24 protein-coding genes and 1 pseudogene are annotated in these 26,481 nt (G+C 70.3%); 15 read left to right on the top strand and 10 right to left on the bottom strand.

Annotation, left to right across the window (positions count from 1 at the left end; genetic code table 11):
* Positions 1-246 precede the first annotated feature (246 nt).
* Positions 247-906 (bottom strand): annotated as a pseudogene (locus tag ACX80U_RS02495) (dihydrofolate reductase family protein).
* Between the two features lie 80 nt (positions 907-986).
* Between ACX80U_RS02495 and ACX80U_RS02490 the strand changes: the two are divergent.
* Together ACX80U_RS02490 and ACX80U_RS02485 are read left to right on the top strand one after the other, a co-directional pair.
* Positions 987-1,442: a hypothetical protein gene (locus tag ACX80U_RS02490; RefSeq protein ID WP_459267291.1), complete on the top strand. Its 456-nt coding sequence runs from the start codon at positions 987-989 to the stop codon at positions 1,440-1,442.
* Positions 1,443-1,564: 122 nt separating this feature from the next.
* The gene (locus tag ACX80U_RS02485) at positions 1,565-2,935 is read left to right on the top strand and encodes a HEPN domain-containing protein (protein ID WP_459267290.1); all 1,371 of its coding nucleotides are present in this window, start codon (positions 1,565-1,567) and stop codon (positions 2,933-2,935) included.
* A 63-nt stretch (positions 2,936-2,998) separates the two neighbouring features.
* On the opposite strand, the gene ACX80U_RS02480 is transcribed toward ACX80U_RS02485, so the two are convergent.
* Positions 2,999-3,637 (bottom strand): isochorismatase family protein, encoded by a 639-nt coding sequence (locus ACX80U_RS02480; RefSeq protein WP_459267289.1) that lies wholly within the window; start codon positions 3,635-3,637, stop codon positions 2,999-3,001.
* 141 nt (positions 3,638-3,778) lie between these two features.
* Here ACX80U_RS02480 and ACX80U_RS02475 point away from each other — a divergent pair, with 141 nt between their 5' ends.
* Entirely contained in the window at positions 3,779-4,759 is a 981-nt protein-coding gene (locus tag ACX80U_RS02475; protein WP_459267288.1) for a GlxA family transcriptional regulator, read from the top strand.
* A 90-nt stretch (positions 4,760-4,849) separates the two neighbouring features.
* Here the strand turns inward: ACX80U_RS02475 and ACX80U_RS02470 are convergent, their stop codons facing one another.
* The gene (locus ACX80U_RS02470) at positions 4,850-5,293 is read right to left on the bottom strand and encodes an Lrp/AsnC family transcriptional regulator (RefSeq protein WP_459267287.1); all 444 of its coding nucleotides are present in this window, start codon (positions 5,291-5,293) and stop codon (positions 4,850-4,852) included.
* A gap of 241 nt (positions 5,294-5,534) precedes the next feature.
* On the opposite strand from ACX80U_RS02470, the gene pdhA reads away from it, so the two are divergent.
* From pdhA to ACX80U_RS02455, 3 genes are read left to right on the top strand one after another with little or no spacing between them, the layout of a single operon-like run.
* Positions 5,535-6,698 carry a pyruvate dehydrogenase (acetyl-transferring) E1 component subunit alpha gene (gene pdhA, locus ACX80U_RS02465; protein ID WP_459267347.1) on the top strand — a complete coding sequence of 388 codons (1,164 nt, stop codon included), beginning with the start codon at positions 5,535-5,537 and terminating at the stop codon, positions 6,696-6,698.
* On the top strand, positions 6,695-7,774 hold the full coding sequence (locus tag ACX80U_RS02460) for an alpha-ketoacid dehydrogenase subunit beta (protein WP_459267286.1): 1,080 nt from the start codon (positions 6,695-6,697) through the stop codon (positions 7,772-7,774). Before pdhA ends, ACX80U_RS02460 begins: the two co-directional genes overlap by 4 nt.
* Position 7,775: 1 nt before the next feature.
* On the top strand, positions 7,776-9,278 hold the full coding sequence (locus ACX80U_RS02455; protein ID WP_459267285.1) for a dihydrolipoamide acetyltransferase family protein: 1,503 nt from the start codon (positions 7,776-7,778) through the stop codon (positions 9,276-9,278).
* 9 nt (positions 9,279-9,287) lie between these two features.
* Here the strand turns inward: ACX80U_RS02455 and ACX80U_RS02450 are convergent, their stop codons facing one another.
* Positions 9,288-9,563, bottom strand: coding sequence for a hypothetical protein (locus tag ACX80U_RS02450; protein WP_459267284.1), 276 nt, complete (start codon positions 9,561-9,563; stop codon positions 9,288-9,290).
* 162 nt (positions 9,564-9,725) lie between these two features.
* Here ACX80U_RS02450 and ACX80U_RS02445 point away from each other — a divergent pair, with 162 nt between their 5' ends.
* Positions 9,726-12,254, top strand: coding sequence for an excinuclease ABC subunit UvrA (locus ACX80U_RS02445; RefSeq protein ID WP_459267346.1), 2,529 nt, complete (start codon positions 9,726-9,728; stop codon positions 12,252-12,254).
* A gap of 16 nt (positions 12,255-12,270) precedes the next feature.
* Here ACX80U_RS02445 and yczR read toward each other — a convergent pair whose 3' ends face one another.
* Positions 12,271-13,683, bottom strand: a complete 1,413-nt coding sequence (yczR, locus tag ACX80U_RS02440; RefSeq protein WP_459267283.1) for a MocR-like transcription factor YczR — start codon at positions 13,681-13,683, stop codon at positions 12,271-12,273.
* Positions 13,684-13,744: 61 nt separating this feature from the next.
* On the opposite strand from yczR, the gene yczE reads away from it, so the two are divergent.
* Together yczE and ACX80U_RS02430 are read left to right on the top strand one after the other, a co-directional pair.
* Entirely contained in the window at positions 13,745-14,371 is a 627-nt protein-coding gene (gene yczE, locus ACX80U_RS02435) for a membrane protein YczE (protein WP_459267282.1), read from the top strand.
* A 90-nt stretch (positions 14,372-14,461) separates the two neighbouring features.
* Entirely contained in the window at positions 14,462-15,325 is an 864-nt protein-coding gene (locus tag ACX80U_RS02430) for an MBL fold metallo-hydrolase (RefSeq protein WP_208740283.1), read from the top strand.
* Positions 15,326-15,356: 31 nt separating this feature from the next.
* Here the strand turns inward: ACX80U_RS02430 and ACX80U_RS02425 are convergent, their stop codons facing one another.
* A complete protein-coding gene (locus ACX80U_RS02425; protein WP_459267281.1) occupies positions 15,357-16,631 on the bottom strand; it encodes an FAD-binding protein in 1,275 nt (424 codons plus the stop codon).
* Between the two features lie 143 nt (positions 16,632-16,774).
* Between ACX80U_RS02425 and ACX80U_RS02420 the strand changes: the two genes are divergently transcribed.
* From ACX80U_RS02420 to ACX80U_RS02395, 6 genes are all read left to right on the top strand, one after another.
* Positions 16,775-17,791: a LacI family DNA-binding transcriptional regulator gene (locus ACX80U_RS02420; protein WP_133081117.1), complete on the top strand. Its 1,017-nt coding sequence runs from the start codon at positions 16,775-16,777 to the stop codon at positions 17,789-17,791.
* A 287-nt stretch (positions 17,792-18,078) separates the two neighbouring features.
* Complete coding sequence (locus ACX80U_RS02415) at positions 18,079-19,428, top strand: ABC transporter substrate-binding protein (protein WP_208740284.1); 1,350 nt, start codon at positions 18,079-18,081, stop codon at positions 19,426-19,428.
* Between the two features lie 105 nt (positions 19,429-19,533).
* Positions 19,534-20,484 (top strand): carbohydrate ABC transporter permease, encoded by a 951-nt coding sequence (locus ACX80U_RS02410; protein WP_459267280.1) that lies wholly within the window; start codon positions 19,534-19,536, stop codon positions 20,482-20,484.
* 3 nt (positions 20,485-20,487) lie between these two features.
* Entirely contained in the window at positions 20,488-21,417 is a 930-nt protein-coding gene (locus ACX80U_RS02405; protein ID WP_459267279.1) for a carbohydrate ABC transporter permease, read from the top strand.
* A 47-nt stretch (positions 21,418-21,464) separates the two neighbouring features.
* The gene (gene arfA, locus ACX80U_RS02400; RefSeq protein ID WP_133081113.1) at positions 21,465-22,976 is read left to right on the top strand and encodes an arabinosylfuranosidase ArfA; all 1,512 of its coding nucleotides are present in this window, start codon (positions 21,465-21,467) and stop codon (positions 22,974-22,976) included.
* The gene (locus tag ACX80U_RS02395) at positions 22,973-23,881 is read left to right on the top strand and encodes an aldose 1-epimerase family protein (RefSeq protein ID WP_459267278.1); all 909 of its coding nucleotides are present in this window, start codon (positions 22,973-22,975) and stop codon (positions 23,879-23,881) included. Before arfA ends, ACX80U_RS02395 begins: the two co-directional genes overlap by 4 nt.
* A 27-nt stretch (positions 23,882-23,908) precedes the next feature.
* On the opposite strand, the gene ACX80U_RS02390 is transcribed toward ACX80U_RS02395, so the two are convergent.
* The 4 genes from ACX80U_RS02390 to ACX80U_RS02375 form a co-directional block, all read right to left on the bottom strand.
* The gene (locus ACX80U_RS02390; RefSeq protein ID WP_459267277.1) at positions 23,909-24,529 is read right to left on the bottom strand and encodes an AAA family ATPase; all 621 of its coding nucleotides are present in this window, start codon (positions 24,527-24,529) and stop codon (positions 23,909-23,911) included.
* Positions 24,530-24,574: 45 nt separating this feature from the next.
* Positions 24,575-25,063, bottom strand: a complete 489-nt coding sequence (locus tag ACX80U_RS02385; protein ID WP_459267276.1) for a hypothetical protein — start codon at positions 25,061-25,063, stop codon at positions 24,575-24,577.
* A complete protein-coding gene (locus ACX80U_RS02380; RefSeq protein WP_459267275.1) occupies positions 25,060-26,094 on the bottom strand; it encodes an NAD-dependent epimerase/dehydratase family protein in 1,035 nt (344 codons plus the stop codon). Before ACX80U_RS02380 ends, ACX80U_RS02385 begins: the two co-directional genes overlap by 4 nt.
* Positions 26,095-26,170: 76 nt before the next feature.
* Positions 26,171-26,467 (bottom strand): hypothetical protein, encoded by a 297-nt coding sequence (locus tag ACX80U_RS02375; RefSeq protein WP_459267274.1) that lies wholly within the window; start codon positions 26,465-26,467, stop codon positions 26,171-26,173.
* Positions 26,468-26,481: the final 14 nt, after the last annotated feature.

Below are 26,481 nucleotides of genomic sequence, written 5' to 3'. Positions count from 1 at the left end.
TGGGCGAGGCCGTGGCCTCCGCCGCCCCGCGGACCTTCTCGCAACCGCCGCCCAGGCAGGCGGGTAGAGCAGGACGTGTCCGCTGCGACTCCTCAGCCGCACGACGTGGACGGTCATCCAGTCGGCCAGCACCAGCAGGGCGGGCGGCCAGACCCGTGCGAGCATGTCCCGACCGGGCGGAGCGGAAGGGTCCCGCCCGGTCGGGATGCGCTGGAACGACGGTTTGACGCTCCGTCCGACGCGGTCCTAGCGGGTCGGACGCCGGGTGAAGACCAGGTGCACGACCCCCTGCGGGGAAGGGGTCGCTTCGATGTCGAAGCGCTGTTCGAGTCCTTCGAGCGAGTCCCAGAGCCGCTCGCCCCGCCCCAGGACGATCGGGACGAGGACGATGTGCAGGTGGTCGATCAGATCGGCCTCGAGGAACTGCCGGACCGTGCGGACACCCCCACCGATCCGGACGTCGAGGTCACCGGCCAGGGCGCGGGCCTGCTCGAGCGCCGAGACGGGATCGGCGTCGACGAAGAAGAAGGTCGTCCCGCCGTCCATCTCGAGTGCCGGCCGGGGGTGATGGGTCAGGACGACGACCGGGGTGTGGAAGACGGGGTCATCACCCCACCAGCCCTTCCATTCCTCGTCCTCCCAGGGGCCGCGGTGCGGGCCGAATTTGTTGCGGCCCATGATCTACACGCCGATCCCGGGCCGCCACGCGCCGGCGAACGCGTCGTCGACACCGAGGGACCCCTTTGATTCTCCGTGGATGCCCAGGTCGCGGAAGGTGCGCGTCTCGACCGCCCACTCCATCAACCGTGAATCTGCGTGACCGAAGGGTGCGTCGAGCCGCTGGCCCTCACCGGTGCCGAAGCCGTCGAGGGAGACCGAGAAGTTGTGCACGCGGACGAGGGACATGTCATCTCCTGGGGTGCTTGCCGTGCGCGGCCGCCGGATGGTGGTCGATGCACGACCGACGATGACAGAAGGACGCCGCGATGTACACGGAACCGCGTGGTGAGCTGCCCGTCACGGGGCCGACGATGGACGCTGCCCGCCCCATGGGGCAGGATGCTCCCATGGGGAACAGATGGGGAGTCGCCGCTGTCGGCTGGGCCGCTCTCCTGCTGACCGGCTGCACCGTCCCGTCCTTCTCCGAGGACGAGAAGCTCGAGATGCGGGAGAGTGCCAGCGGGTTCCAGAAGGCCATCCTGGAGGATCTGGTGGTAACCGCTACCGAGTACCGCGACGCGGTCGGCGCGACCCGCGCTTGCGTCCAGGAGAAGGGATGGGGCGTCGGACCTATCGAGCAGGACGGCAAGCAGTTGGGCTTCCAGTCCTCCTTCACCGGCGACGGCCCCCCTGCCGATGACGTGACGAGGGATTGCTATGACGAGTACCTGACCTTCGTCGGCTCCATCTGGGTGTCCCAGCGCACCCCACTGACCGGATAGACACCTCCGGTCCGGGCCCGCACGGGTCCGATGCGGCGCGGAACGGGGAATCCCGGGCTGCTTGCCCCGCACCATCCCCCTCCGGCACTCGTGGTACCGCGGACCGGCGGGCATACTGGCGTATGAGCGAGTTCACCGGACGCTTCGGACTGGACCTGGACCATCTGGTGCCCGGAGTCCTGCGCTTCGAACGGGACGGCTCGTTCGTGCTCGAACTCGACGGCCCCATCCTCGGGCCCGAGCAACCGGACGGGTCGGGGCCCGACAGGGTGTCGCCCGGCGGAGACCCGGATGACGTCGCCGATCCCGTACCCCGGGACATCCTGGGCTCTCTTGCGGACGGCCGACCCGTCACCCTCTTCGATGCCGTCGTGGAGGCTCCGTCCTTGCCCCCGTCATCGGTGAAGCAGACGTTCCACGGCTCCATGTCCCTCGCGGGAGCACACGTACGCGGTGACCGCGACCTCGTTGCCGGCATCAGGTGGACCTGGCTTCTGCCGGTGGGTGCGGCCCTCCGGCGGGAACAGTCCTCGGAGCCGGTCGCCGGCTCGATCCCGGGAGTCCTCGAAGGATGGGGTTCCGACGACGGGGCGGGTCTCCAGTTCTCCGCCGGCAGGGCGACACCACTCCGGCGGCTGCGTCATCAGGTGCAGCACTCCTGCAGCCAGCTCCTGGGTCTGTGGAGCGGCCAGGACGTTCCAGGAGTGGCCCACACCGAGGTACGTGTCGGGAACCGCTGGTGTGTCCTTCGGAGTCGAGGCAGCGAGCCCGTTCCCCTCGCTCGCAGCAGCTTCCTGCCGGTCCAGGATCTCTCCGTGGCCGTGTTCGCCGCCTGGATACCCCTCGCGCACATCGTCGATCCCGTGCCGTTCCTCCTCACCGGCCCGACGGGACCCCGGCAGCTCGACGCCCTGGTCCTGGCAACAGCACTCGAAGGCCTTCATCGTCGGCTGTACCTGGAGGGGGTCCGCTTCGAGGGCGTCGGCCAGCGCGCCGTGGAGCGTGCAGCGAGGCAGGCGCGACAGGCAGGCGTGGAGGTACTGCTCGCGGAAGGATTCCCCGACGAGGACAAGGCGCACGCAGTCTTCAGGGAGACCCTGCGGCACCTCAACCAGATGACCTACCAGGATCGGGCTCGCGAACTGCTCGAACCCGTACGACTCATGGTTCCCGGTCTCTTCGGCCCCGACCTGGTGCAGTGGATCGCGATGGTGACGAGGATCCGCGATCATCAGAGCCATCACCTGGCCATCGAGTTCGACGAGCCGCCGACGGCCCTCTACGACGCGGCAGCGGAGAGCAGCCGCTGGGCCCTGCTCCTGCGGATCCTGCTCGAACTCAACCCTGGCTACGATTTCCCGTCGCACCTCGCGCAATCGCCCGGGTTCTCCGCCGCACTCGCCCGCATCGATCGGACAGGGCTATGGCCGGGATTCTCCGCTCTCGCTGCATTCCGCACCTCCGTCAGGGGCAGCCGCGGCAGGCCGGCCTGAGCAGCGAGGGACGCAGGGCGCAGGAGAGCACAGCCGATAGTCCGTTCCCGTCGGCCCGTCGCGTCAGGACCGGGCGGTGCGCGCAGTTCCAGCCGTCGCGGAACTGCCCAGGTCACTTCCCGGAAGTGCCTGATGCGCGGCGAGGGCCGTGGTCCACGCCTCGGTCGTGGCGACGGCCGCCCAGTTGGAGTTCAGCAGCGCGAGCAGTGTCGTGTGGACGGTCTTCGCATCAGCGAAACCGGCATCGTTGGCGATGTTGATGGCGCCGGTCGCGTCGGCGAGGACCTCGGTGGAGAGCCCGAGGGCTTCGGCTTCGACAGCTGAGGCGAGGATGCAGTTGTTGGTCATGTACCCGACGAGGGTGACCGTGTCGACGTCGTTCTCCCGCAACCAGCCGGCGAGGTCCGTGTCCGCGTAGACGGAGCCGTACTGCTTCACCACGCCCTTCCACGCCTCGGTGCGCCGGCCCTCGATCTCGGGGTGCAGGGCGAAGCCGGGTGTGCCGGGGGCGAAGACCGGAGCGCCTTCGCCGGCGGTGTGCTGGATGACCGCGACCGGGATCCCGGCGTCGGCAGCGGCATCGACGGCCGCCGCGATACGCGGCAGGGACTGCTGGTGCGGGGGGTACTGGATCTCGAGGGGGCCGGCGAAGTACTGCTGCTGGACATCGACGAGGACGAGGGCGCGGCGAGGGGTGCTCATGGGGACGTTTCTCCTGGCTCATGGTGGTGCTGGTCTGCGGTCGCTGACGGACCTGCAGTCCATCCTTCCTCCGGTGGCAGCGCGGAGCGAGTGGCACGCAGGCCCGGTTACGATGGATCCGGGCCAATCGGGGAGGTGCGCATGCGTATCGCTGTGTACGCGTTCGACGGCGTCACGATGTTCCATCTCGCCGTGCCGCAGATGGTGTTCGACGAAGTCACGCGCCAGGGCCTCGCCGAGTGGACGACCGTCCTGTTCTCCGACAGGCCCGGCTCAGTACTCACGGCGGAGGGCTACCAGCTGGCAGGCATCTCCGGACCGGGTGTCGCTGCCGAGACGGACATCGTGGTGGTCCCTTCCTGGTTCGACGACGGCCGCGGGGTGAGTGAGGTCCTGCGCACCGTGCTGCAGGAATCCCACGGACGGAACGCACCGGTCCTCGGACTGTGCCTCGGGGCCATCGCGGTGGCGGATGCCGGACTGCTGTCCGGCCGGCGCGCCGTGACGCACTGGCAGGCCTTCGACACACTGGCCGGACGGCATCCGGACATCACCCTCGATCGGGCCGTGCTCTACATCGATCACGGGGACGTCATGACCTCGGCGGGCACGGCATCCGGCCTGGACGCGTGTCTCCACCTCGTGCGCGAGCGGCTCGGGGCCGATGCCGCCAACCGGGTGGCCCGCAGTCTCGTCGTCGCCCCGCACCGTGAGGGCGGCCAGGCCCAGTACATCGAGCACCCGGTTCCCCGGAGCCTGGCCGGCGATCCGATCGCGGACCTCCTCGAATGGATCCTGGGGCACCTCCGCGAGGCCCTTCCCATCGACCGGCTCGCAGGCCAGGCGCACATGAGCCGCCGCACCTTCGTCCGTGCGTTCCGCACGGCGACGGGCACGACACCGTCGGCCTGGATCCGTTCGCGCCGCCTCGACGCCGCCCGGAGGCTCCTGGAGACGACCGAGCTGTCCGTGGACCAGATCGCGGCGACCTGCGGCTTCGGGAACGCCGTCACCCTCCGGCAGAACTTCGCGGCGACCTTCTCGACCACCCCGACCGCCTACCGGCGCCACTTCTCGACGCGTCGGACCGCTGATGTGCCCGGCGGCGACCTCCCGCGCTGAGCGGAAGCACGACACGCAGCGGGATCCCCGTGCGATCCCGCCGGCCGGCGGGGTCGTTCCCGGGGGACGGGCACCGGGGGAAGGGGGGGGTCAGCGGGTGTCGAGGTCCTCGAAGACGAGGAAGGTCTGGGTGTCGAGCACCCCGGGCATCGACTGCAGCTGGTCGAAGATCACGCGCCGCAACCCGACGTTGTCCTCCGCCCGCACCAGCAGGATCACGTCGAAGTCACCTCCGACCAGGGCGATGTGGTGGATCTCCGGGATGTTCCTGAGGATGTCCCGGAGCTCGCGCCAGGAGTGCTGCCGCACCTTCAGGGTGACGTAGGCGGACGACCGCAGGCCGGCCTTGGCGGGATCGATGATGGCCGTGAACCGCGTCAGGACGCCGTCCTCGGTCAGCCTCGCGATGCGTGAGTACGCATGCGCCCGCGAGATGTGCACCCGCTCGGCGACGGAGGTGACCGACTGCCGGCCGTCCCTGGTCAGCTCGGCGAGGATCTTCCGATCGACGTCGTCGAGGGGGCCATCCACCACGTGTCCACGCTCCTCCGCGTAATGCAGGTCACACTTACCTATTCGTCCACAGAATATCCGCTTTCGACCGTGATGATCCACACTTTGCGGACTCCGTGGATACAAAAGGTGGCTGCTGACCATACTTGACCTACACAGCATCCAGTGCCGGAGCTATCGCCCGGCGCACGGTAGGAGCGCCGCCGCAGCGGCACATGATGGAGGCGGGATGAGTACGGCAACGAATGGTGGCCGCGGCAGCATGCTGGGGGGAGCGTCCGACGGCGGTGCCGCACCGGCAGCCGACCGGGCGCTGCTGCCCTCGGCGGAGCCGGTACAGCTGGTGGACCCGGACGGACAGCACAACCACGACGACAGGTACCCGCTGCCCGACGGTGAGCAGCTGCTCGGCGCCTTCGGGCGCCTCGTCGCCGGCCGCCGCATCAACGACCAGGCGAACGCCCTCGTGCGCCAGGGGCGCATGGCCGTCTACCCCTCCTCCCACGGACAGGAGGCCTGCCAGGTGGCGGCCGCCGTCGTCCTCGGGGCCGAGGACTGGCTGTTCCCCACCTATCGCGACACCGTCGCCGTCATCACGCGGGGGGTGGATCCCCTTCAGGTCCTCACGCTGCTGCGCGGAGACTGGCACGGCGGGTACGACCCGTACGAGCACCGCGTCGCGACGCAGGCGACACCACTCGCCACCCAGCTCCTGCACGCCGTCGGGGTGGCCCACGCGGCGAAGCTGCGCGGCGAGCCCACCGTGGTCCTGGCGATGTGCGGCGACGGCGCCACCAGTGAGGGCGACTTCCACGAGGCCCTCAACTTCGCCGCCGTGTTCCACGTCCCCGTGGTGTTCTTCATCCAGAACAACGAGTTCGCCATCTCCGTGCCGCTCAAGAACCAGACGGTGGCCCCCTCCCTCGCGCACAAGGCCATCGGCTACGGGATGCCGGGGGAGCGCGTGGACGGCAACGATCTCGCCGCCCTGCTCGCGGTGCTCGGAGCCGCCGTCGACCGCGCCCGCGACGGCGGTGGTCCCTCCCTCATCGAGGCCCACACGTACCGCATGCAGGCCCACACCAACGCCGACGACGCTACGCGCTACCGGTCGGCCGACGACGTGGAACGCTGGGTGCCCAGGGATCCGATCCTGCGGATGCGTACCTACCTGCGGGCCCTGAACCTGCTCACGGACGAGGGCGAGCAGGCGTTCGCCGACCAGGCCGACGCGATCGCCGCCGCCATCCGCACGGGACTCAACACGGAGGTAGAGGTGAACCCGGCAGAGCTCTTCGAATACGTCTACACGGAGAAGACATCGCAGCTGCGCGAGCAGGCCGAGCAGTTGCGTGAGGAACTGGCGCGCGGCGCGGCGCCGGATGCGCCCGCCGACGGCGCCGGGGACCAGGGGGGCCAGCGATGACGCAGACCACGGAGGCTCCCGCCGCGGACCGCGCCGGACACGTCGCCGGATCCGTCCCCACACCACCGGCCAGGACCACCTCGACCTTCGCCAGGGCCCTCAATGCCGCCCTCGCGGATGCCATGGAGGCGGATCCGGCGGTGCTGATGTTCGGCGAGGACGTGGGCACCCTCGGCGGGGTCTTCCGCATCACCGACGGCCTGACGGCGAGATTCGGGGAGGAGCGCTGCTTCGACACGCCGCTCGCCGAGGCGGGCATCATGGGAATGGCCGTCGGCATGGCGATGAACGGCATGAAGCCGGTCGTCGAGATGCAGTTCGACGCGTTCGCCTACCCGGCGTTCGAGCAGGTGGTCAGCCACGTCGCGAAGATGCCGAACCGCACCCGCGGGAAGGTGCGCCTGCCCATCGTCATCCGGATCCCCTACGCCGGCGGCATCGGCGGCGTCGAGCACCACTGCGACTCCTCCGAGGCCTACTACGCCCACACACCCGGCCTCACCGTCCTGGCTCCCGCGACCGTGCACGACGCCTACCTGATGCTGCGGGAGGCCATCGCCTCCCCGGACCCGGTGGTGTTCCTCGAGCCGAAGAAGCTGTACTGGTCCAAGGAGGAGGTGGACCTCGCCGAACTCCGCCGGACGTTCGACGACGGGGAGGCACCCCGGCGCATCGGCCGCGCCGTCGTCGCCCGCCAGGGTACCGATGCGACCCTCATCAGCTACGGTCCGTCCGTCCCGACGGCCCTCGCCGCCGCCGCGGCCGCCGCCGAGGAGGGCCGGTCGATCGAGGTCATCGACCTCCGCTCGATCGTCCCGTTCGACGACGAGACGGTGTGCGAGAGCGTCCGCCGCACCGGACGGGCCGTCGTCGTCGCCGAGGCCCCGGGCTTCGCGTCCGTGGCCTCGGAGATCGTGGCGCGGGTCCAGGAACGCTGCTTCCACTCGCTCGCCGCACCCGTGCTGCGGGTCACGGGGTTCGACATCCCGTATCCCTCGCCGAAGCTCGAGCACTTCTACCTGCCGAGCGTCGATCGCATCCTCGACGCCGTCGATGACCTGCAGTGGGAGGACTGACATGAGCGCACCGACCGTCAGCCCGCAACTCCTCGTCTTCGCGCTCCCCGATCTCGGGGAGGGCCTGACCGAGGCGGAGCTGGTGTCCTGGCTCGTCGCGGAGGGCGATACCGTCGCCGTCGACCAGCCCGTCGCCGAGGTGGAGACCGCCAAGTCCGTGGTCGAGGTCCCGTCCCCCTTCGCCGGCACCGTGGCCGTGCTGCACGGCAGGCCGGGCGAGGTGCTCGACGTCGGAGCGCCCTTCCTGTCGGTCCGTCCGGAAGGTTCCGAGACGCCGGTCCCCGATCCGGCCGCCGCCGGAGGGGAGGCCGTCGCGGATGCCGCGGCCGCCCTGCGGGAGGACGCGGGCGTCCCGACGTCGGCCACCAGCGGGAACGACGCTCCGCCCGTCGATGCCGGCGGGTCGGGGAACGTGCTGATCGGCTACGGCACCCCCGGCGGTCTCGCCGGAGGGCGGACGCGTCCGCGCAAGCAAGCCGCGGCAGTTGCCCGGGCTGCCGCAACCCCACCTGCCCCCACAACGACGACCGTCCAGGCCGAACCGGTGCCATCCCCGGCACCCGCCGGCGGCAGGGCTCCGATCTGCGTGTCCCCGCTGGTCCGCAAGCTGGCCCGGGACCGTGGGCTGCGCCTCGACGCCATCAGCGGAACGGGGGAGGCAGGGCTCATCCTGCGCCGCGACGTCGAGCAGGCCATCGCGGCGCGAACGGATGGACCGCCCAGCAGCCCGGAGCCCGGGCCGGCCGTCGACGCCGCTCCCGGGCGGACGTCCTCCCCGCCCGATACCCGCTCCGGGCTCACCGTCCTCGAGCGCACCCCGCTGCGCGGAGTACGCCGCACCATCGCGGACGCGATGACCCGCAGCCGGCGCGAGATCCCCGAGGCGACCGTCTGGGTCGACGTCGACGTCACGCCCCTCGTCGAGCTGCGCGAGGCGATGAAGCGCCGCATGCCCGATGCCGTCCCGGGCATCCTGGCCTTCGTGGCACGCTTCGTGGTCGCAGGCCTCGCCCGGTATCCGGAGCTGAACAGCCGGATCGCCACCGCGGACGACGGCACGCAGGAAGTGGTGCGCGTGGACGGAGTCAACCTCGGCATCGCCGCGCAGACGGACCGGGGGCTCATGGTTCCCAGCGTCCGCCGGGCGGACACCCTGTCGGCACGCGAGCTCGACGCCGAGATCCGCCGCCTCGCTACCCTGGCCCGCGAGGGGAGGGCGACGCCGACGGACCTGTCCTCCGGCACGTTCACCCTCAACAACTACGGGGTGTTCGGCGTCGACGGCAGCGCGGCCATCATCAACCATCCGGAGTCGGCCATCCTCGGCATGGGCAGGATCATCGACCGACCCTGGGTGGTCGACGGCGCTCTCGCCGTGCGGAAGGTGAGCGAGCTGACGCTGGCCTTCGACCACCGGGTGTGTGACGGCGGTACGGCGGGCGGGTTCCTCCGCTTCGTCGCGGACGCCCTGGAGAACCCGGGAGGGATGCTCGCCGACCTGTAGCGGTCGGACTCAGGCGTCGTCGGGGTTCCCGAGCAGCCCGCGCTGGGCGAGGTCTGCCTCGGGGGAGGACTCCTCCGGCAGGGGATCCGTGGCCGGCGGGACATCCTCCGGGACGTAGTCCTTCAGGCCCAGGGCCACTTCCTCACGCTCGGTCGCCAGGGCCAGGGCGTCGTCGTCCACGTGGTCGTCGGACTTCCCGTGCGTCGCCCGTGACGGACGAGGCAGGGCGTCGTTGTCGGGGTTGAGGTCGTCCAGCGTCGGGAACTCTTCATTGATGTCAGCCATGACTCCACCCTAGGAGCCGGGTCCCGCGGGGTCGATGCCGTGAATACCGGGCAGCGGCCTTCCGCTCGGGTGGCCGCCGTCCTATGATCCGCCCGTCGGCGGCGGGTCCCCCGGCGGGCAGCGTCCCCGGACGACCGTAGGGTGGGGTTGGTGATCGAGTCGATGAATGCTGCCCCTGACGGAACGACGAGCACGCGGGACGGCTTCGTCCGGGTGCGGGGTGCCGGCGAGAACAACCTGCGCGGGATCGACGTCGACTGCCCCCGGGACGCCGTCGTCGCCTTCACGGGCGTCTCGGGCTCGGGGAAGTCCTCGCTCGCGTTCGGGACCATCTACGCGGAAGCGCAGCGCCGCTACCTCGAATCCGTCGCGCCCTACGCGCGCAGGCTCATCCAGCAGGGGCACACCCCCCACGTCGGGTCGATCACCGGGCTTCCTCCCGCCGTCGCCCTGCAGCAACGCCGCGGCACTCCGAGCGTGCGCTCCACCGTGGGGACCCTCACCACCATCTCGAACTCCCTCCGCATGCTGTACTCACGGGCCGGAACGTACCCGGCGGCCGCAGCAGTCCGGCTGGAGTCGGACGCCTTCTCACCCAACACGGCCTCAGGAGCCTGTCCCCGCTGCCACGGGCTCGGCATAGCCCGCGACGTGACGGAGCAGACGCTCGTCCCGGACCCGTCCCTGTCCATCCGTGAGGGTGCGATCGCGGCCTGGCCCGGTGCATGGCAGGGCAAGAACCTCCGCGACGTCGTCAGTGAGCTCGGCCACGACATCGACGTGCCGTGGCGGGACCTGCCGGAGGCGGCGCGGACCTGGCTCCTGTTCACCGACGAGCAGCCCGTTGTCGAGGTGACGCCCCAGCGTGACCGTGTGGCGAAGCCCTACAAGGGACGCTTCTGGAGTGCGAAGAGCTACGTCATGCACACGCTGCACGACTCCAAGAGCCCCCAGATGCGCGATCGCGTCCTGCCCTTCATGGTGTCCGGGCCCTGTGGGCTGTGCGGGGGCAGCGGCCTGCGTCCCGAAGCGCTCGCCGTGACGTTCGGAGGACTCACGATCGCGGACGCGAATGCCCTGCCGCTCGCCGATCTGGCCGCCCACCTCGAGCCGGCGGCGACGATCGAGCATCCCTCGGCCGCCCACCGGTCCTCCACGTCGGGGGAGGGCACGGAGGTGTCCGCCACCATCAGTCGCGACCTCGTCCAGCGGCTGGACGTCCTGGTCGACCTCGGCCTCGGGTACCTCAGCCTCGACCGGGCGACGCCGACCCTCTCCCCGGGCGAGATGCAGCGACTGCGGATCGCCACGCAGCTCCGGTCCGGCCTCTTCGGTGTCGTCTACGTGCTCGACGAGCCGTCGGCCGGACTGCACCCCGCCGACGTCGAGCCGCTCCTCGCCGTGCTGGAAGCCCTGAAGGACGCGGGGAACACCGTCTTCGTGGTCGAGCACAACATGGACGTGGTCCGGCGGTCGGACTGGATCGTCGATGTCGGTCCGCTCGCCGGGGAGGGCGGCGGCACCATCATCTACAGCGGTCCCGTCCACGGGCTCGCGGATGTCCCGGAATCACTGACGGCCCCGTTCCTGTCCGGGACAGCACCGTCCGACGCCGCGCAGGCCGAGCCACGGACGCCCTCGGCCTGGCTGCGGCTGGAGGGAATCCACCGCCACAACCTGGCGGGGCTCGACGCCGACATCCCGGTGGGCGTCCTGACGGCCGTCACCGGTGTCTCCGGTTCCGGCAAGTCCACCCTGGTGAGCGCGGTCCTCGCCGACGCGGTCGGACGGCACGTCCGCAACGACACGCCGGCGGACGGCGAGGCGGGCGACGACGCCGGTGATGCCTCCACCGCGGTCGGGAACATCCGGGGGCTGGAATCCATCGACCGGCTGGTCAGCGTGAACCAGAAGCCGATCGGCAGGACACCGCGTTCCAACCTGGCCACCTACACGGGCCTTTTCGACGCCGTGCGGAAGGCTTTCGCGGCGACGCCCGAGGCGACGGCGAGGGGCTTCGGAGCCGGCCGGTTCTCCTTCAACGTGCAGGGCGGCCGGTGCGAGACCTGCCAGGGCGAGGGCTTCGTGTCGGTCGAGCTGCTCTTCCTGCCCGGCAGCTACGGGCCCTGCCCCACGTGCCACGGTGCCCGCTACAACGAGGAGACCCTGGCGGTCACCCTCGAGGGACGCAGCATCGCCGACGTCCTCGGGATGACGGTCGACGACGCGGCGGTCTTCCTCGGCGCCGTCCCGGGCGCGGCCCGCTCCCTCGCCACGCTCCGCGAGGTCGGGCTCGGGTACCTGCGGCTGGGCCAGCCGGCCACCGAGCTGTCCGGCGGAGAGGCCCAGCGCATCAAGCTGGCCACCGAACTGCAGCGTGCTCGGCGCGGCCACACGCTCTACCTGCTCGACGAACCCACCACGGGGCTGCATCCGGCTGACGTCGTCCTGCTCCTCGCCCAGCTGCGGAAGCTCGTGGACGCCGGCAACACGGTGGTCGTCGTGGAGCACACGATGGCCGTCGTGGCGGCCGCCGACTGGGTGATCGACCTCGGCCCGGGCGGAGGCTCGGCCGGAGGGAGGATCGTCGCCACCGGTACTCCGAGGGATCTCGCCGCCCTCGACCCGGGCACGAGCATCACCGCGCCCTACCTCGCGGCCCATCTCGGGGAACGACAGCGGGCGTCGTGACGGCGGGACCGGTCTCCTACACCAGGGCCGGGGCGAAGTCGTCCTGCACCTCGACCGCCGGATCCAGGGACTGCCAGGCGGAGGCGAGGATGTCCACGGCGCGCCGGGTGTCCTCGAGGGGATAGCTGAAGGGGACGCGGAGGAAGCGCTCGAAGACCCCGCCGATGCCGAAGCGTGGACCGGCCCCAAGGAGCAGGCCCCGGTCCCGGGCGGCCAGGGCGAGCTGCGAGCTGACCGGTGCACCGAGGTTCACCCACGTGCACAGGCCGCCCGCCACGTGGGGGACCTCCCACCCGGGCAGCCGATCGGCCAGCAGCGATTCGAGGTGCCCGCGGCCCGCGGCGAGCTGCGTCGCGCGGAACCGGAGGAGCTCGTCGTACGTCCCGAGCATCTCGAGGGCCATGAGCTGTTCGAGGATGGGGGTGCCCAGGTCGGATGCGTACCGGAACTGCACGAGCCGCTGGATCAGGTCCTCCTCGCCACGGATCCAGCCGATGCGCAGTCCGCCCCAGACGGTCTTGCCCATCGAACCGGTCAGCACGGCCGGACCATGCGCCGCGAGGGGGAGTTCGGACCGGCCGTCGATGGTCAGCTCCGCCATCGTCTCGTCCGCGATCACCACCGTCCCCTCCCGCGTGGCGGCGGCCATCAGACGCGCGCGCTGCGCGGCCGGCATGACCGCGCCGGTGGGGTTGTGGAAGTCGGGCATGACGTACGCCAGCGCGGGCCGGGTCCGTCGGAAGGCCTGCTCGAGGCCGTCCTCGTCCCAGCCCCGGTGCGCATCGACCGCGACGGGGACGAGGCGGCGCCCGGCCGACTTCAGGGCCTCGTAGGCGTGCGGGTAGCTGGGTGCCTCCACGAGCGCCGTGTCGGACCGCCCCATCAGGGTGCGCGCGAGCAGGGAGATGGCGTGCTGGGCGCCGAGGGTGACCATGATCTGCCCCGGCCGGGTTGGCAGGCCCCGGGCGGAGTACCGGTCCGCGAGGGCCTGCCGGAGCCGCGGCAGGCCGAGCGGGTCGTAACCGTTCCCGTTGAGGTAGGCGGGAAGCTCGCGTGATGCCCTGGCCGCGGCCTCACCGACCTGCGGTGCCGCCGGCAGTGCCGCCTTGCTGAAGTCGAGCACGACGGCGGCGCCGCCGTCGTCCTGCGGGGGAGCCCCGCGCCCCGGCATGGTCACGACGCTTCCGGAGCCGCGCGTGCTCTCGAGGTATCCGGCCGATCTCAGCCGTGCGTAGGCCGCCGCGACCAGGGTCCTGCTGACGGTGAGCTGCGCCGCGAGTTCACGCTCCGCCGGCAGCCGGGTGCCGAGCGGGATCCGCCCGTCGAGGGTGAGCAGCCGGATACGGTCCGCCAGGGCGGCGTAGGCGGGGCCGACGGTCCGCCAGGAACCGAGTTCGGCGGCGAGGCGGCGGGCGGGGAGAACCATCATGGGGCCACCATCCCACAATTGGCATCTTGATGTACGGCCAATCAGAGGCTCTACTGGGACCATGACGTTCCTCGGCGCCCGGCGCGGGCTGCAGCTCCTCCTCGGCCTGTTCCTCTACGGCTTCTCGCTCGCCATGATGATCCGGGCAACGCTCGGGGTGTCGCCCTGGGACGTCCTGAGCCAGGGCGGCTCCCTGCAGACCGGCATCCCGTTCGGTTTCATGACCAACATCATCGGCGGAATCGTGCTGGTGCTCTGGATACCGCTACGGCAGCGTCCCGGCATCGGCACCATCCTCAACGTCCTGCTCGTCGGTCCGAGCGCCGAGGTGGGACTGGCGCTCCTGGACGAGCCGAACGCGCTGTGGGCCAGGGTCCTGCTCTTCACGGGCGGGCTGGTGCTCCTCGCCGTGGCGACCGGCCTGTACATCGGCGCGCGCCTCGGCCCCGGCCCCCGCGACGGCCTCATGACCGGTATCCACCAGCGGTTCGGGCTGCCGATCTGGCTCGTCCGCACGGCGATCGAGGGTACGGTCCTCCTGCTCGGCTGGCTGCTCGGAGGGTCCGTGGGTCTCGGCACGGTGGCGTTCGCCCTCCTCATCGGTCCGCTGGTCAATGTCGCACTGCCGCTCTTCCGGATCCCCGAGCGTCCCCGCCCGGCCCGCGAGGCCGTGGTCGCGGGCTCCTGAGCGCCGGCGTCCTTTCCGGCGCCTGAGCCTCTCGGGTGGAGGACGGGCGCGGACCTAGACTGGTAGTCCTGCCGCCACCGAGAGGATCCCATGACCACCGATGTCCCCAGCACCGAGACCCGCAGCCCCTGGCGCGAACTCGGAGAGGGTATCCACGTGCTGCGCACCGCCGGGTTCGGACTGAACGTGGGGCTCGTCGTCGGCACGGAGCGGGCGCTCGTCGTCGACACCGGTGCGGGTCCCCTGGGCGCCGCGGAGGTGTTCCGGCACATCCGGGACGTCACCGCGCTGCCCCTGATCGTGGTGAACACCCACGCCCACGCGGACCACTTCTTCGGCAACAGCTACTTCGCCTCCCAGGGTGTCGAGGAGTTCTGGGCGACGTCGCGCTGCAGCGCGGTGCAGGCGGAGCACGGGGACGAGCAGCGTGCGCTGGTCGCCGCCGTCGAGCCAGCGATGGGGGCGGCGGACGGCGACTCCACCGATCTCCTGCCGGCCAACCGGCTCGTCGAGGGCAAGCCCGCGGACCTGGACCTCGGCGGCGTGTCCGTGACGCTGTTCCACCTGGGCCGGGGCCACACCGACCACGACCTCCTGGTCGGCGCGGGCAACGTCCTCTTCACCGGCGACCTCGTCGAGGAGGGCGGCGACCCGGCCTTCGAGGATTCCTTCCCCACGGACTGGGTGCGGACGCTCGGCAAGATGGTGGCGCTGGAGGATCTCTACGACGTGTTCGTACCCGGGCACGGTCGGCCGGTCTCCGTGGCCGAGGTGGTCACCCAGATGAACAAGATGCGCAGCGCGGTTCGCGTGACGCGCCTCGCCATGGACGAGGCGTCCGTGGACATGACCAAGGCCATCCCGATCCTGCCCTACGGCCCCGAGCAGTCGCGGGCCCTGCTGATCCGCCTGCGGACCCTGGCGCACTGGAAGTGGCTGGCGCGCAAGCACTAGGCACGCGCGCACGACGGCGCGCCGAGCGGCCTCAGGCGGAGGTGCCGAAGACCGTCCGGTCGAGGAAATCGTTGCGGAACTTACCCGAGGGGTCCAGGCGCAGGGCCAGCCTGCGGAAGTCGTCGAACCGGGGATAGGCGGGTGCGAGCTGGTCCGCGCCGGCCAGGAACAGCTTGCCCCAGTGGGGGCGGACCGACAGCGGTGCGAGTGCGGCCTCGATCTCGGGCAGGAGCGCCTCGACCTCCGGCTGCAGCGGCTTCCACGTGAAGTGCAGGCCGATGCCGTCCCGCTGGTAGTTGTTGCTCATCCAGAGCTCGTCCGCGGCCATCGACCGCACCTCCGAGACCAGCAGCAGCGGCGTGATCCTGGGTGCGAGGGCACGCATGGCCTCGATGGCCTCGACGGCGTGCTCGCGACCCACGAGGTACTCGGTCTGCAGTTCCTGGCCGTTGCTGGGTGTGAAGGCGAGGCGGAAATGGGCGAGCCGGTCCGACCATGGTCCGGGAACGCCGAGCTGCTGCGTGCAGTGGTCCGCGGCGACGCCCGGTACCGGGTGGTATGCCCGGTCCGCCGGCGCACCCCCGTAGAACGTCTCGGGTACCGGTGTACCGCTGTCCGTCCTGGTCTTGAGCCAGGCCTGCCCGATGGTGTCGCTGGACCAGTCCGTGAAGAGGCTGACGCTGTAGGCGGAGGAGGTCGCGGCGTCGTAGTCCGCGAGGACGGCGTCCCACGGCACCTCGGTGAACACGTCCTGGCGTACGTCGAAGGACGGTTCGATGCGCAGGGTCACGCGATGGACGACGCCGAGCGCACCGAGGCCCACCACCATGCCGTCGAAGTCGGCGTCACCCTTGGCCACGGTGAGCACGTCGCCGGACGCCGTCACGAGCTCGAGCCCGACGACGGCGGTGGCGAGGTTGCCGTTGGCGTTCCCGGAGCCGTGGGTGGCAGTGGCGATGGCGCCGCCGACCGAGATGTGGGGGAGCGAGGCCAGGTTGTGGATCGCGAAGCCGTGCCGCTGCAGGTGTTCCGCGAGGACGCCGTAGCGCACGCCCGCCGCAACCGTGACGGTGAGCGCGTCGGCGTCGATCTCGACCCCCGGATCGAGGACGTCCAGGGCGATGAGGGTCCCCGGGGTGTCGGCGATGTCGTTGAAGGAGTGGCGCGAGCCGAGTGCCCTGACGCGGTCGGCTCCGGCTACGGCACGCTGCAGCTCCGCGAGGGAGGTGGGGTGCTCCATCGTCCGGGCGCGGTACTCGTAATTGCCCGCCCAGTTGAGCCGGTCCCGTACCTGTTCCTCGATCATGGTGGTCCTTGTCTGCCCGGTGTCGCGACGATGGGAGAGGTGCTGCGCACTCCGTCCGCACAGGGTGCCCGCCTATCCTACAACGTTGTAGACTCACCTCACGCGTGGCGTACAGGGCATCACGGGTGGATCGAGGGAGCGGCATGGCGGCCACACTGAAGGACGTTGCGCTGGCGGCCGGTGTCTCGATCAAGACCGTCTCCAATGTCATCAACGACTACCAGCACATCCGCGCCGACACGAAGCAGCGGGTCATGGAGGCCATCGCCGAGCTCGGCTACAGCCCCAATCTCTCGGCGCGCAGCCTGCGCTCGGGCAGGACCGGCGTCATCGGTCTCGCCGTCCCGGAGCTCTCGCTGAGCTACTTCGCCGAACTCGCGGGTTCGATCATCAAGGCTGCCGAGCGCCGTGGACTCAAGGTCCTCATCGAGCAGACGGGCGGGGACCGCTCCCACGAACTCGAGATCCTTTCCAGCCCGCGGCTCCAGATGACCGACGGCCTGCTGTTCAGCCCCCTCGGCATGTCGAACGAGGATGCCCACCATCTGAACGTGAACTTCCCGCTCGTCCTCCTCGGTGAGCGGATCTTCGGCGGCCCCACCGACCACGTCACCATGAGCAACGTGGAGTCGGCGCGGGCGGCGACCGCGCACCTGCTCTCCAAGGGGCGGCGCCGCATCGCCGTCGTCGGTGCGCACGAGGGCGAGGTCATCGGCTCGGCGGGACTTCGGCTGCAGGGCTACCGGCAGGCCCTCGAGGAGGCGGGCATCGCGTTCGAGCCCGAACTCGTGGCCTATACGACGTTCTGGCACCGGGCTAACGGTGCCCGGTCCATGCGGGAACTGCTCGAGGCCGGCGTCGCGTTCGACGCCGTGTTCGGCATGAACGACACCCTGGCCCTCGGGGCGATGCGCGTCCTGCAGGAGGCGGGCAGGAGGATTCCCGATGACGTCGCCGTCATCGGGTTCGACGACCTCGACGAGGGTCGGTATTCACTGCCCACCCTCTCCACGATCGACCCCGGCCGGGACGAGATCGCGGACACGGCCGTGCGTGTGCTGCAGGAGCGCATCTCCGGACGGGACGGAGAGACGCCGCCCCGGGAGTTCGAGGCCCGGTTCCAGGTCATCGAACGGGAGTCTTCGGCGCTTCCCGCCTGACGCTCCTGCCGCAATCGAGAATATCCCGCCGGATGCTTGACAGGTACCGTCCCCACTCTGCATGCTTTTTTCTACATCGTTTACCTACAACGATGTAAACCACGGAACCGACACTTGCGGAAGCCCCCTCCCAGGGAGGTGGACTGCAGGACGGCGGACCCGGATCAAGGAAGATTCGAGCGGGCGCAGCACCTGTGCCCCGGTGATCGTCCTCCCTGCAGCACCCGGACCGGCCGCCCCTCGGGGCGGACCACGGTGGAATCCCACCGCGAGAGGAAGCAAGAGATATGAAAGCCAAGTTCCTGGCAACGGCCGGCATCGTCGCCGCCACTGCCGTAGCACTGACCGGCTGTTCCGGAGGAAGCGGAAGCGGCGGCGGCGGCTCCGAGGAAGCCTCCTGCACCAACACCATCGTCAACGCCGAGGCGCCCCAGGTCACCGTCTGGGCCTGGTACCCCGCGTTCAACGAGGTCGTCGACCAGTTCAACAACGCCAACGACGACGTCCAGATCTGCTGGACCAACGCGGGCCAGGGCAACGACGAGTACACGAAGTTCTCCACCTCCATCGAGTCCGGTTCCGGTGCCCCCGACGTCATCCAGCTCGAATCGGAGGTGCTCTCCAGCTTCACCATCCGCGATGCGCTCGTGGACCTCACCGAATTCGGCGCCGACGACGTCAAGGCGGACTACGCCGAGGGCGCCTGGGAAGACGCGAGCAGCGGCGACGCCGTCTACGCCATCCCCGTCGACGGCGGACCCATGGGCATGATCTACCGCCAGGATCTCTTCGACGCCGCGGGCATCGCGGTTCCCACCACGTGGGAGGAGTTCGAGGCAGCGGCCCGGAAGCTGAAGGAATCCGGCAGCGACGCTGTCATCGGCGACTTCCCGACCAACGGCCGCGCCTTCAACCAGGCGCTCTTCGCCCAGGCAGGGTCCGTGCCGTTCGAGTACGACTCCGCGAACCCGCAGGAGATCGGCATCAACGTCAACGACGACGGTGCCAAGAAGGTCCTGGAGTACTGGGACGGCCTCGTGAAGGACGGCCTCGTCGCGACCGACGACGCCTTCACCGCCGACTACAACACCAAGCTCGTCGACGGCTCCTACGCCGTCTACCTCGCCGCGGCCTGGGGTCCCGGCTACCTGCAGGGGCTGTCCGACGCCGATCCGACCGCCGTCTGGCGCGCGGCACCGCTCCCGCAGTGGGACGCTGCCAACCCCGTCCAGGTGAACTGGGGCGGCTCCACCTTCGCCGTGACGGAACAGGCGAAGGACAAGGAGCTCGCTGCGAAGGTCGCCATGGGCATCTTCGGCAACGAGGAGGGCATGAACCTCGGTGTGGACAAGGGAGCACTCTTCCCGTCCTACGCACCGGTCCTCGACTCCCCGGAGTTCGCCGACAAGGAGTACGAGTTCTTCGGCGGACAGCAGATCAACAAGGACGTGTTCCTCGATGCTGCTGCAGGCTACGAGGGAGCGACCTTCAGCCCGTTCCAGAACTACGCCTACGACCAGCTCACCGAGCAGCTCTACGCGATGGTGCAGGGCGAGAAGGACGCCGGCCAGGCGCTCGACGACCTCCAGGCATCGCTCGAGCAGTACGCGACCGAGCAGGGCTTCACCGTGAAGTAGCCGTCCGGGGAGGTGCCCACCTAGACCGTGGGCACCTCCCCGCCCGGTCCGCTCCCGAGGGGACCGATCCACCGTGACAACCGCCAGCCCGAGGAAAGACATTTCATGGCTACGACCACCGCGCCGACGTCGTCCCACCGCGCCGAGGCCCCCCAGCAGGTCAAGCACCGTCCCGACAGGAACTACCGGCGCAGGCAGCGCTGGGGATGGCTGTTCGTGGCGCCCTTCGCCCTCATCTTCCTGACCTTCCTCATCCTGCCCCTGGTCTTCGCGTTCCGGATGAGCCTGTTCACCAGCACCCTCGCGACCGGCAACAAGTTCGTCGGCGCAGACAACTACCTCAAGGCGTTCTCCGACCCGATCTTCCTCGAGGGCCTCGGAACAGTGGCGAAGTTCGCCCTGGTCATGATCCCGGCCCAGATGCTCGTGGCCCTCGTCGCTGCCCTCGTCCTCGACAACCTCGCCACCTGGGCCTCGAAGTTCTCCCGCCTGATGATCTTCATCCCCTACGCGATCCCCGTCGTCATCGGTGCCCTGATGTGGGGCTTCCTCTACAGCCCGCGGTTCGGTCCGGCCAGCAGCATCTTCGGCCTCTTCGGACTCGCCGCGCCGGAATTCCTGGCACAGGACAACATCTTCGGCAGCCTCGTGAACATCGTCACCTGGCAGTGGGCCGGCTACTACATGATCATCATCTACGCGGCACTCCGAGGTATCGACCCCGGGATCTACGAGGCGGCGGTGCTCGACGGCGCCTCCGACCGGCAGATCGCCCTGCGCATCAAGGTCCCCATGATCTCGTCGTCGCTGGTCATGGTGGTCATCTTCGCCCTGATCGGCACCCTCCAGTTCTTCACCGAACCGCAGGTCCTGAGGGGGGTGGCGCAGGGAGCCATCCCGGTGTCGTACACACCGAACATGTATGCGTTCACGCTGGCCTTCTCCTACAGCCAGTTCAACTACGCCTCCGCCATCTCGTTCGCGCTCGGGATCGTCGTGTTCGTCTTCTCCTTCATCTTCCTCTTCCTGACCCGCAAGCAGAGCGGACTGAAATAAGCCATGGCACTCGTCACAGACACCCCCCAGCAGCAGGACGCCGGCCGGAAGACACGCGGCACGGCAGCCCGCAACCGGGCCCGCAACGGCGGCCCGCGCATCGGCTCGCACATCTTCCTGCTGATGCTCGTCATCTACTTCATCACCCCCCTCTGGTGGCTGACGGTCGCGAGCACCAAGGACACGGCAGGCCTGTTCGGCGGATCCGGCGGCCCGCTCTGGTTCGACGACGGATTCCACTTCTTCAGCAACCTCCAGGGCCTGTTCGAACGGCAGGACGGCATCTACTGGCGCTGGCTCGGCAACTCGTTCCTCTACGCCATCTCCGGCGGCGTGGGTGCCACCGTCCTGGCGGTCCTCGCCGGCTACGGCTTCGCCAAGTACAACTTCCGCGGCCGGGCCGCCTTCTTCGGCATCCTGCTCGGTGCGGTCATGGTGCCCCTGACGGCGCTCGTCATCCCGACGTTCGTCCTCCTGAGCTCGGTGGGCCTGGTGAACACCATCTGGGCCGTCATCCTGCCGTCGCTGCTCAGCCCCTTCGGTGTCTACCTCATGCGGGTCTTCGCCCAGGAGGCGGTACCCGATGAGCTCCTCGACGCCGCACGGATCGACGGCGCGGGCGAGATCCGCACGTTCTTCCAGATCGCGCTCCCGCTGCTGCGTCCGGCCATCGTCACGGTGCTCCTGCTGTCCGTCGTCGGGACCTGGAACAACTTCTTCCTGCCGCTGGCGGTGCTCAGCGACCCGCTGCTGCTCCCCGTCACCGTGGGCCTGAACGGCTGGCAGGCACTGTCCAACGCCGGCAGCGGCGGCGAGGCCCTGTGGAACCTCATCACCACGGGCGCCTTCATCTCGATCATCCCGCTCATCATCGCCTTCCTCTCCCTCCAGAAGTACTGGCAGGGCGGGTTGTCGCTCGGCTCGCTCAAGTAGCCCGCACCCCGCCCCACCGCACGCCACCCTGAACAGAAAGCAGCTCGATGCAGAACGCACGCCTCACACTCGATCCCTCCTTCACGGTCGGGCGCATCAACCGCAACATCTTCGGCGGGTTCGTCGAACACCTCGGCCGCCACGTCTACGACGGAATCCACGAGCCCGGCCATGCGACCGCCGACGACGAGGGCTTCCGCCAGGACGTCATCGAACTCGTGAAGGAGATGGGCGTCTCGACCATCCGCTACCCCGGCGGGAACTTCGTCTCGGGCTTCCGCTGGGAGGACAGCGTGGGACCGCGCGAGGAGCGCCCCACCCGCCTCGACCTCGCCTGGCACTCCACGGAGACCAACCAGGTGGGCATGCACGAGTTCTCCTCCTGGCTGCGGAAGGTCGACAGCGACCTCATGCTCGCGGTGAACCTCGGGACGCGCGGAACCCCGGAGGCCCTCGAGCTCCTCGAGTACACGAACCTGCCGAAGGGCACCGCACTCGCCGACCAGCGCATGGCGAACGGCCGCCCCGACCCGTTCGGGGTGAAGATCTGGTGCCTGGGCAACGAGATGGACGGCCCCTGGCAGCTCGGCCACCGCTCCGCCGAGGACTACGGCAAGCTCGCGGCCATCACGGCCCGGGCCATGCGCCAGCTCGATCCGTCCATCGAACTCGTGGCCTGCGGCTCCTCGAGCGCCCACATGCCGACCTTCGGCGAATGGGAGCGCGTGGTGCTCACGCACACCTACGACGTCGTGGACTACATCTCCTGCCACGCCTACTACGAGGAGAAGAACGGGGACCTCGGTTCCTTCCTCGCCTCCGCCGTCGACATGGACTCCTTCATCGAGTCCGTCGTCGCGACCGCCGACCACGTGAAGGCCGTCCGCGGCAGCTCGAAGACCATCAACATCTCCTTCGACGAGTGGAACGTCTGGTACATCAGCCGGTTCGAGAACGTCGACAAGATCGAGGGCCTCGACAATTGGCCCGTGGCCCCGCGCCTGCTCGAGGACTGCTACTCGGTGGCCGACGCCGTCGTGTTCGGCAACCTGCTGATCTCGCTGCTCAAGCACGCGGACCGCGTCACCTCGGCATCGCTGGCTCAGCTCGTGAACGTGATCGCCCCGATCATGACGGAGCCGGGCGGCCCCGCCTGGCGCCAGACCACGTTCTTCCCGTTCTCCCTCACCTCGAAGCTCGCGCAGGGGTCCGTGCTCGAACTCAAGCTGGACGCCGGCACGTACGAGACCAGCGACTACGGCACGGTGTCCCTGGTGGACGCAGTGGCCACGCACGACGACACGACGGGGGCCACCGCCGTCTTCCTCGTCAACCGGTCCCAGACCGAGGAGACGACCGTGACCATCGACATCGCGGCCCTGAACGGCTTCAGCCGTGTGGAGGCGCAGTCGCTGTACGATACGGACGTATATGCCAAGAACACCCTCGAGGAGCCCGAGCGCGTGACCATGAAGACCAACACCTCAGCGAAGCTCGACGGCGGTGCCGTGACCATCACGCTGCCCCCCGTGTCCTGGACGGCCGTATCCCTCGCATGAGCCCTTCCGAATACAGGATCGAGGGCGGCGGCTACACGGCCGTCGTCCTCGGTCTCGGTGCTGCCGTCCGGGAACTGACCTACGAGGGACGGCCGCTCGTGGTCGGCTTCGGCGCCGACGAGGAGATGCCGAGCTTCCGCGGCGCCTTCGTGGCGCCGTGGCCCAACCGGATCGAGGACGGCCGCTATTCGTTCGACGGCGTCGACCACCAGCTGCACGTCAACGAACCCGAGCGCGGCGCCGCCCTGCACGGACTGGTCTTCGACATCCCCTGGACCCTCGTGGAGCACAGCGCGTCCACCGTGACCCTGGGCTGCACCATCGAGCCGACGGAGGCGTACCCCTTCACGCTCGCGCTGCACGCACGCTTCCGTGTCGACCGGGAGGGCTTCCGGACGGACGTCACCGCCCTGAACACGGGATCCCGGCGAGCGCCGTACGGTGTCTGCCCCCACCCGTACCTGGTGGCCGGTCCGTCACCGCTCGACGAGTGGGTGCTCGAGCTCCCCGCCTCGACGGTCCTGACCGTCACGCCCGACCGCCTGCTGCCGGTCGGCAAGGAAGCCGTGGACGGCACGCCCTTCGACTTCCGTTCGGCGCGCGTCCTCGGGGACGTCCGGATCGACCACGCCTTCACCGGCCTCACGTACGACGCCGCCGGCCGGGCCACGGTCCGGGTCACCGATCCGGCCTCCGGCACCGGCGCGGCCATGGTGTGGGACCAGAGCTGCCCCTGGGTGCAGATCCACACCGCGGACCTCCCGAAGAAGCCCGAGAACACACGCCTCGGCCTCGCCGTCGAACCCATGACCTGCCCACCCGACGCCTTCAACTCGGGCGAGGACCTCGTCGTCCTCCAGCCCGGGGAGAAGCACGCGACGGGCTGGACGATCACGGCCCTGTAGCGCCGCCGTCCTGCACCGGGCCGGGTCTCAGGCCCTGGCCCCGGCGGTCTCCCGGCGGACGAGGGCCAGCAGGTCGTCGAGGACGTCCCCCGCCGGCCGGTCGGCATCGAGGAGCGTGAAGGAGCCGAACCCGGGCAGCCTCCGGTAGCCGGCCTGCAGTGCCGCGAGCCCCGCGCGTGTCTCCACGTCGGTGCCGCGCGCCGCGACGCGACGCAGCGCGACGTCGACGGGCAGGTCGAAATGCGCGACGACGTCCGGCGCCGGGAGGATCCGCTCGAGCCACGGCAGGAGCACGCCGCGCGGCAGGCCGCGTGCCTCCCGCAGCGCGAGCTGGCAGGTGAGTCCGCGATCGAGCACGACCACGCCGTCGAAGCGGAGGAGTCGTACTTCGTGGAGAAGGGCATTGGCCACGCGGGCCACGGTCTCCAGCGTGTCCTGCAGGCGGGGTCCCGGCGCCCGGCCCAGCCGCGACCACCACGCCGCCATGGTCCGGCGCCCGGCCGGGGTCTTGAGCATCACCGCACGGTCTCCCCGGTCGGTGATGGCGTGGGTGAGGTCGCGGGCGGCCGTGCTCTTGCCGGACCCGTCGATACCGGTCAGGAGGATGCGCAGGGGAAGAGCCTTCCGTGGAGGATGTACCCGGTTCAACGGAACCCGCACCGGCGCCGTTCCCCGGGTGGCCCCGACGGGTGGTCACGGACCGGGACGGAGCCCGCCGTCGTCGAGCACCAGATGACCCTGCACCGCGTCGCCCCCGCACTGCTCGCCGTTCGGGTACACCCTGGCCGGGAGGACGGTGGTCGTAGAGCCGTTCGTGGACCCGTCCGTCCCCCGGAGGACCACGTCGACGCGGACCTCCTGCTCGGGCAGGTCGAGCTCGGCGAACCCCTGGAGGGTGCCGTCCGGCGTCGGGGAGACGCTGCACGAGTTCGCCTCGGGGCTGCACGTCTCCCCGGCATTCGACGAGCCGGGGGTCAGCACCACCTCGGTGGTGGTGCAGCCGTCCTCGGTGCACGCCGTCAGGTCGAGTCCCGCCCCGACGGCTGCAGGTCCTCCCTCGACGCTGATGGACAGCCCCCCGAGCGCTGCGACCGCTGTGCAGGGGAGCGCTTCCGCCGTGCAGGACGTCGCGGCGAGCACCAGCGCGCACAGGGCTGCCGCCCTCGCGGTCCTGCCGGTCATGGCCCTGCCCCTCCGACCCGGTCGCGAGTGCCGGGCTGGCCGGCCGATGTCCTGCCCCCGAGCCGGGCGAGCAGTCCGCTCTCCTCCGCGCGGGTCAACCCCGACCGGCGCTCGCGCCCGAGCCCGCGTCCACGCTCGTCGTCGAGCGTGTCCTCGAGGATCTCCCGGAGGGGCCGCAGGACGCCGCCCGCGGCCCGGAAGGCGGCGTTGCTGCGGCGGCTGAAGCCGCCGAAGTCCTCGGGGAGCCAGAGCGGGAGGGATCGCGGCCCCGCCCAGTACGCGACGCCCTGCTCCACCAGCCATTCCGGTGCCGCCTCGACGACGGCACCGGTGTGACCGGCGACAGGGCGCGCCTGGGCGAGCACCTCCTCGAACGGGTGCGCGTCACCCACGGCGTTGATCGCTCCCGTGGCGCCGGCCCGGCCGGCGCTGATGGTCCAGGCGGCGAGGTCACGGACGTCGATGACCTGCACGTACCGGCCGGAGAGGGTCGGCGCGAGCACGTCGCCGTCCCGGGCCAGGGCGCACCGTGAGACCCAGTAGCCGAACCGGTCGCTCCCGTCGCCGGGTCCTGCGATCAGCCCGGCGCGGACGATCAGCAGGCGGTCACCGACCACCGCCGTCGACGCCCGCTCGCAGAGCACCTTCGCCTGCGCGTAGTCGTCCCCGCCGCCCTCACCCGGCTCGACCAGCGGCGCGGATTCGTCCGCACCTGGGACGTCGTTCGAGGCGTAGACGGAGCAGGAGGAGATCAGGGTCCAGTGGGCGGCCCGTGCTCCGAGCGCATCGAGGGCCGCGGTGACGTGCGCGACGTCCCAGGAGATCTCGATGACCTCGTCCCAGTCCGAGCCCCGGACGGCGTCGTACGCCGTCGCGTCCGATCGGTCCGCAGCGACGAATGCGGCCCCGGGCGGAGGCGGGCCGGCGGTGCCACGGGCGAGGCAGGTGACGTCGTCCCCGCCGCGCACGAGCCGGGTGGCGAGTTCCCTGCCGAGCCACGCGGTGCCGCCCAGGATCAGGACCCGCCTCACGGAGCGCACCCGGCAGGACACCCGGGCGGAGGGCAGGCCGAGGGCGCGCTCGGGTCCGCGGGCCGGCGGAGGGCCATCACCGCCGGTGTGCGCCGGTGGTGTCCGACGCCTCGAGGACCCGCGCCGCGAGATCGCGCGCCTCGCGCAGGCGCTCGGGCGGGCAGGTGCCGACGGGGGGCATCGAGAACCGGGAGGCCCGCCCGTCATCGGGGTCCCCGCGGGGAGCGGGCACCCGCCGGAAGCACAGCCGCGCGAGCACGATGCCGCCCGCGACGACCAGGAGGAGGGGATAGCCGCGGGCGCCCGCGAACAGGGCGAAGAATCCGAGGGAGATGCTGAGGATGCCGAGAGGGAGGAAGAATCTGGTGGTCATCACACGTCCGTCGT

The organism is Arthrobacter sp. TmT3-37 (genome assembly GCF_054510835.1).
This window is presented reverse-complemented; position numbering and strand designations above follow the sequence as displayed.

Bases quoted from the DNA above. Each gene is read 5' to 3' on its own strand.
- pdhA (WP_459267347.1), top strand. From the start codon at position 5,535: ATGCTGGGGGGAGCGTCCGACGGCGGTGCCGCACCGGCAGCCGACCGG.
- ACX80U_RS02450 (WP_459267284.1), bottom strand. From the start codon at position 9,563: ATGGCTGACATCAATGAAGAGTTCCCGACGCTGGACGACCTCAACCCC.
- ACX80U_RS02445 (WP_459267346.1), top strand. From the start codon at position 9,726: ATGAATGCTGCCCCTGACGGAACGACGAGCACGCGGGACGGCTTCGTC.
- ACX80U_RS02420 (WP_133081117.1), top strand. From the start codon at position 16,775: ATGGCGGCCACACTGAAGGACGTTGCGCTGGCGGCCGGTGTCTCGATC.
- ACX80U_RS02425 (WP_459267281.1), bottom strand. From the start codon at position 16,631: ATGATCGAGGAACAGGTACGGGACCGGCTCAACTGGGCGGGCAATTAC.
- ACX80U_RS02475 (WP_459267288.1), top strand. From the start codon at position 3,779: ATGCGTATCGCTGTGTACGCGTTCGACGGCGTCACGATGTTCCATCTC.
- ACX80U_RS02455 (WP_459267285.1), top strand. From the start codon at position 7,776: ATGAGCGCACCGACCGTCAGCCCGCAACTCCTCGTCTTCGCGCTCCCC.
- ACX80U_RS02430 (WP_208740283.1), top strand. From the start codon at position 14,462: ATGACCACCGATGTCCCCAGCACCGAGACCCGCAGCCCCTGGCGCGAA.
- ACX80U_RS02460 (WP_459267286.1), top strand. From the start codon at position 6,695: ATGACGCAGACCACGGAGGCTCCCGCCGCGGACCGCGCCGGACACGTC.
- ACX80U_RS02375 (WP_459267274.1), bottom strand. From the start codon at position 26,467: ATGACCACCAGATTCTTCCTCCCTCTCGGCATCCTCAGCATCTCCCTC.
- ACX80U_RS02385 (WP_459267276.1), bottom strand. From the start codon at position 25,063: ATGACCGGCAGGACCGCGAGGGCGGCAGCCCTGTGCGCGCTGGTGCTC.
- ACX80U_RS02410 (WP_459267280.1), top strand. From the start codon at position 19,534: ATGGCTACGACCACCGCGCCGACGTCGTCCCACCGCGCCGAGGCCCCC.
- ACX80U_RS02480 (WP_459267289.1), bottom strand. From the start codon at position 3,637: ATGAGCACCCCTCGCCGCGCCCTCGTCCTCGTCGATGTCCAGCAGCAG.
- ACX80U_RS02405 (WP_459267279.1), top strand. From the start codon at position 20,488: ATGGCACTCGTCACAGACACCCCCCAGCAGCAGGACGCCGGCCGGAAG.
- arfA (WP_133081113.1), top strand. From the start codon at position 21,465: ATGCAGAACGCACGCCTCACACTCGATCCCTCCTTCACGGTCGGGCGC.
- ACX80U_RS02395 (WP_459267278.1), top strand. From the start codon at position 22,973: ATGAGCCCTTCCGAATACAGGATCGAGGGCGGCGGCTACACGGCCGTC.
- ACX80U_RS02415 (WP_208740284.1), top strand. From the start codon at position 18,079: ATGAAAGCCAAGTTCCTGGCAACGGCCGGCATCGTCGCCGCCACTGCC.
- ACX80U_RS02485 (WP_459267290.1), top strand. From the start codon at position 1,565: ATGAGCGAGTTCACCGGACGCTTCGGACTGGACCTGGACCATCTGGTG.
- ACX80U_RS02490 (WP_459267291.1), top strand. From the start codon at position 987: ATGTACACGGAACCGCGTGGTGAGCTGCCCGTCACGGGGCCGACGATG.
- yczE (WP_459267282.1), top strand. From the start codon at position 13,745: ATGACGTTCCTCGGCGCCCGGCGCGGGCTGCAGCTCCTCCTCGGCCTG.
- yczR (WP_459267283.1), bottom strand. From the start codon at position 13,683: ATGATGGTTCTCCCCGCCCGCCGCCTCGCCGCCGAACTCGGTTCCTGG.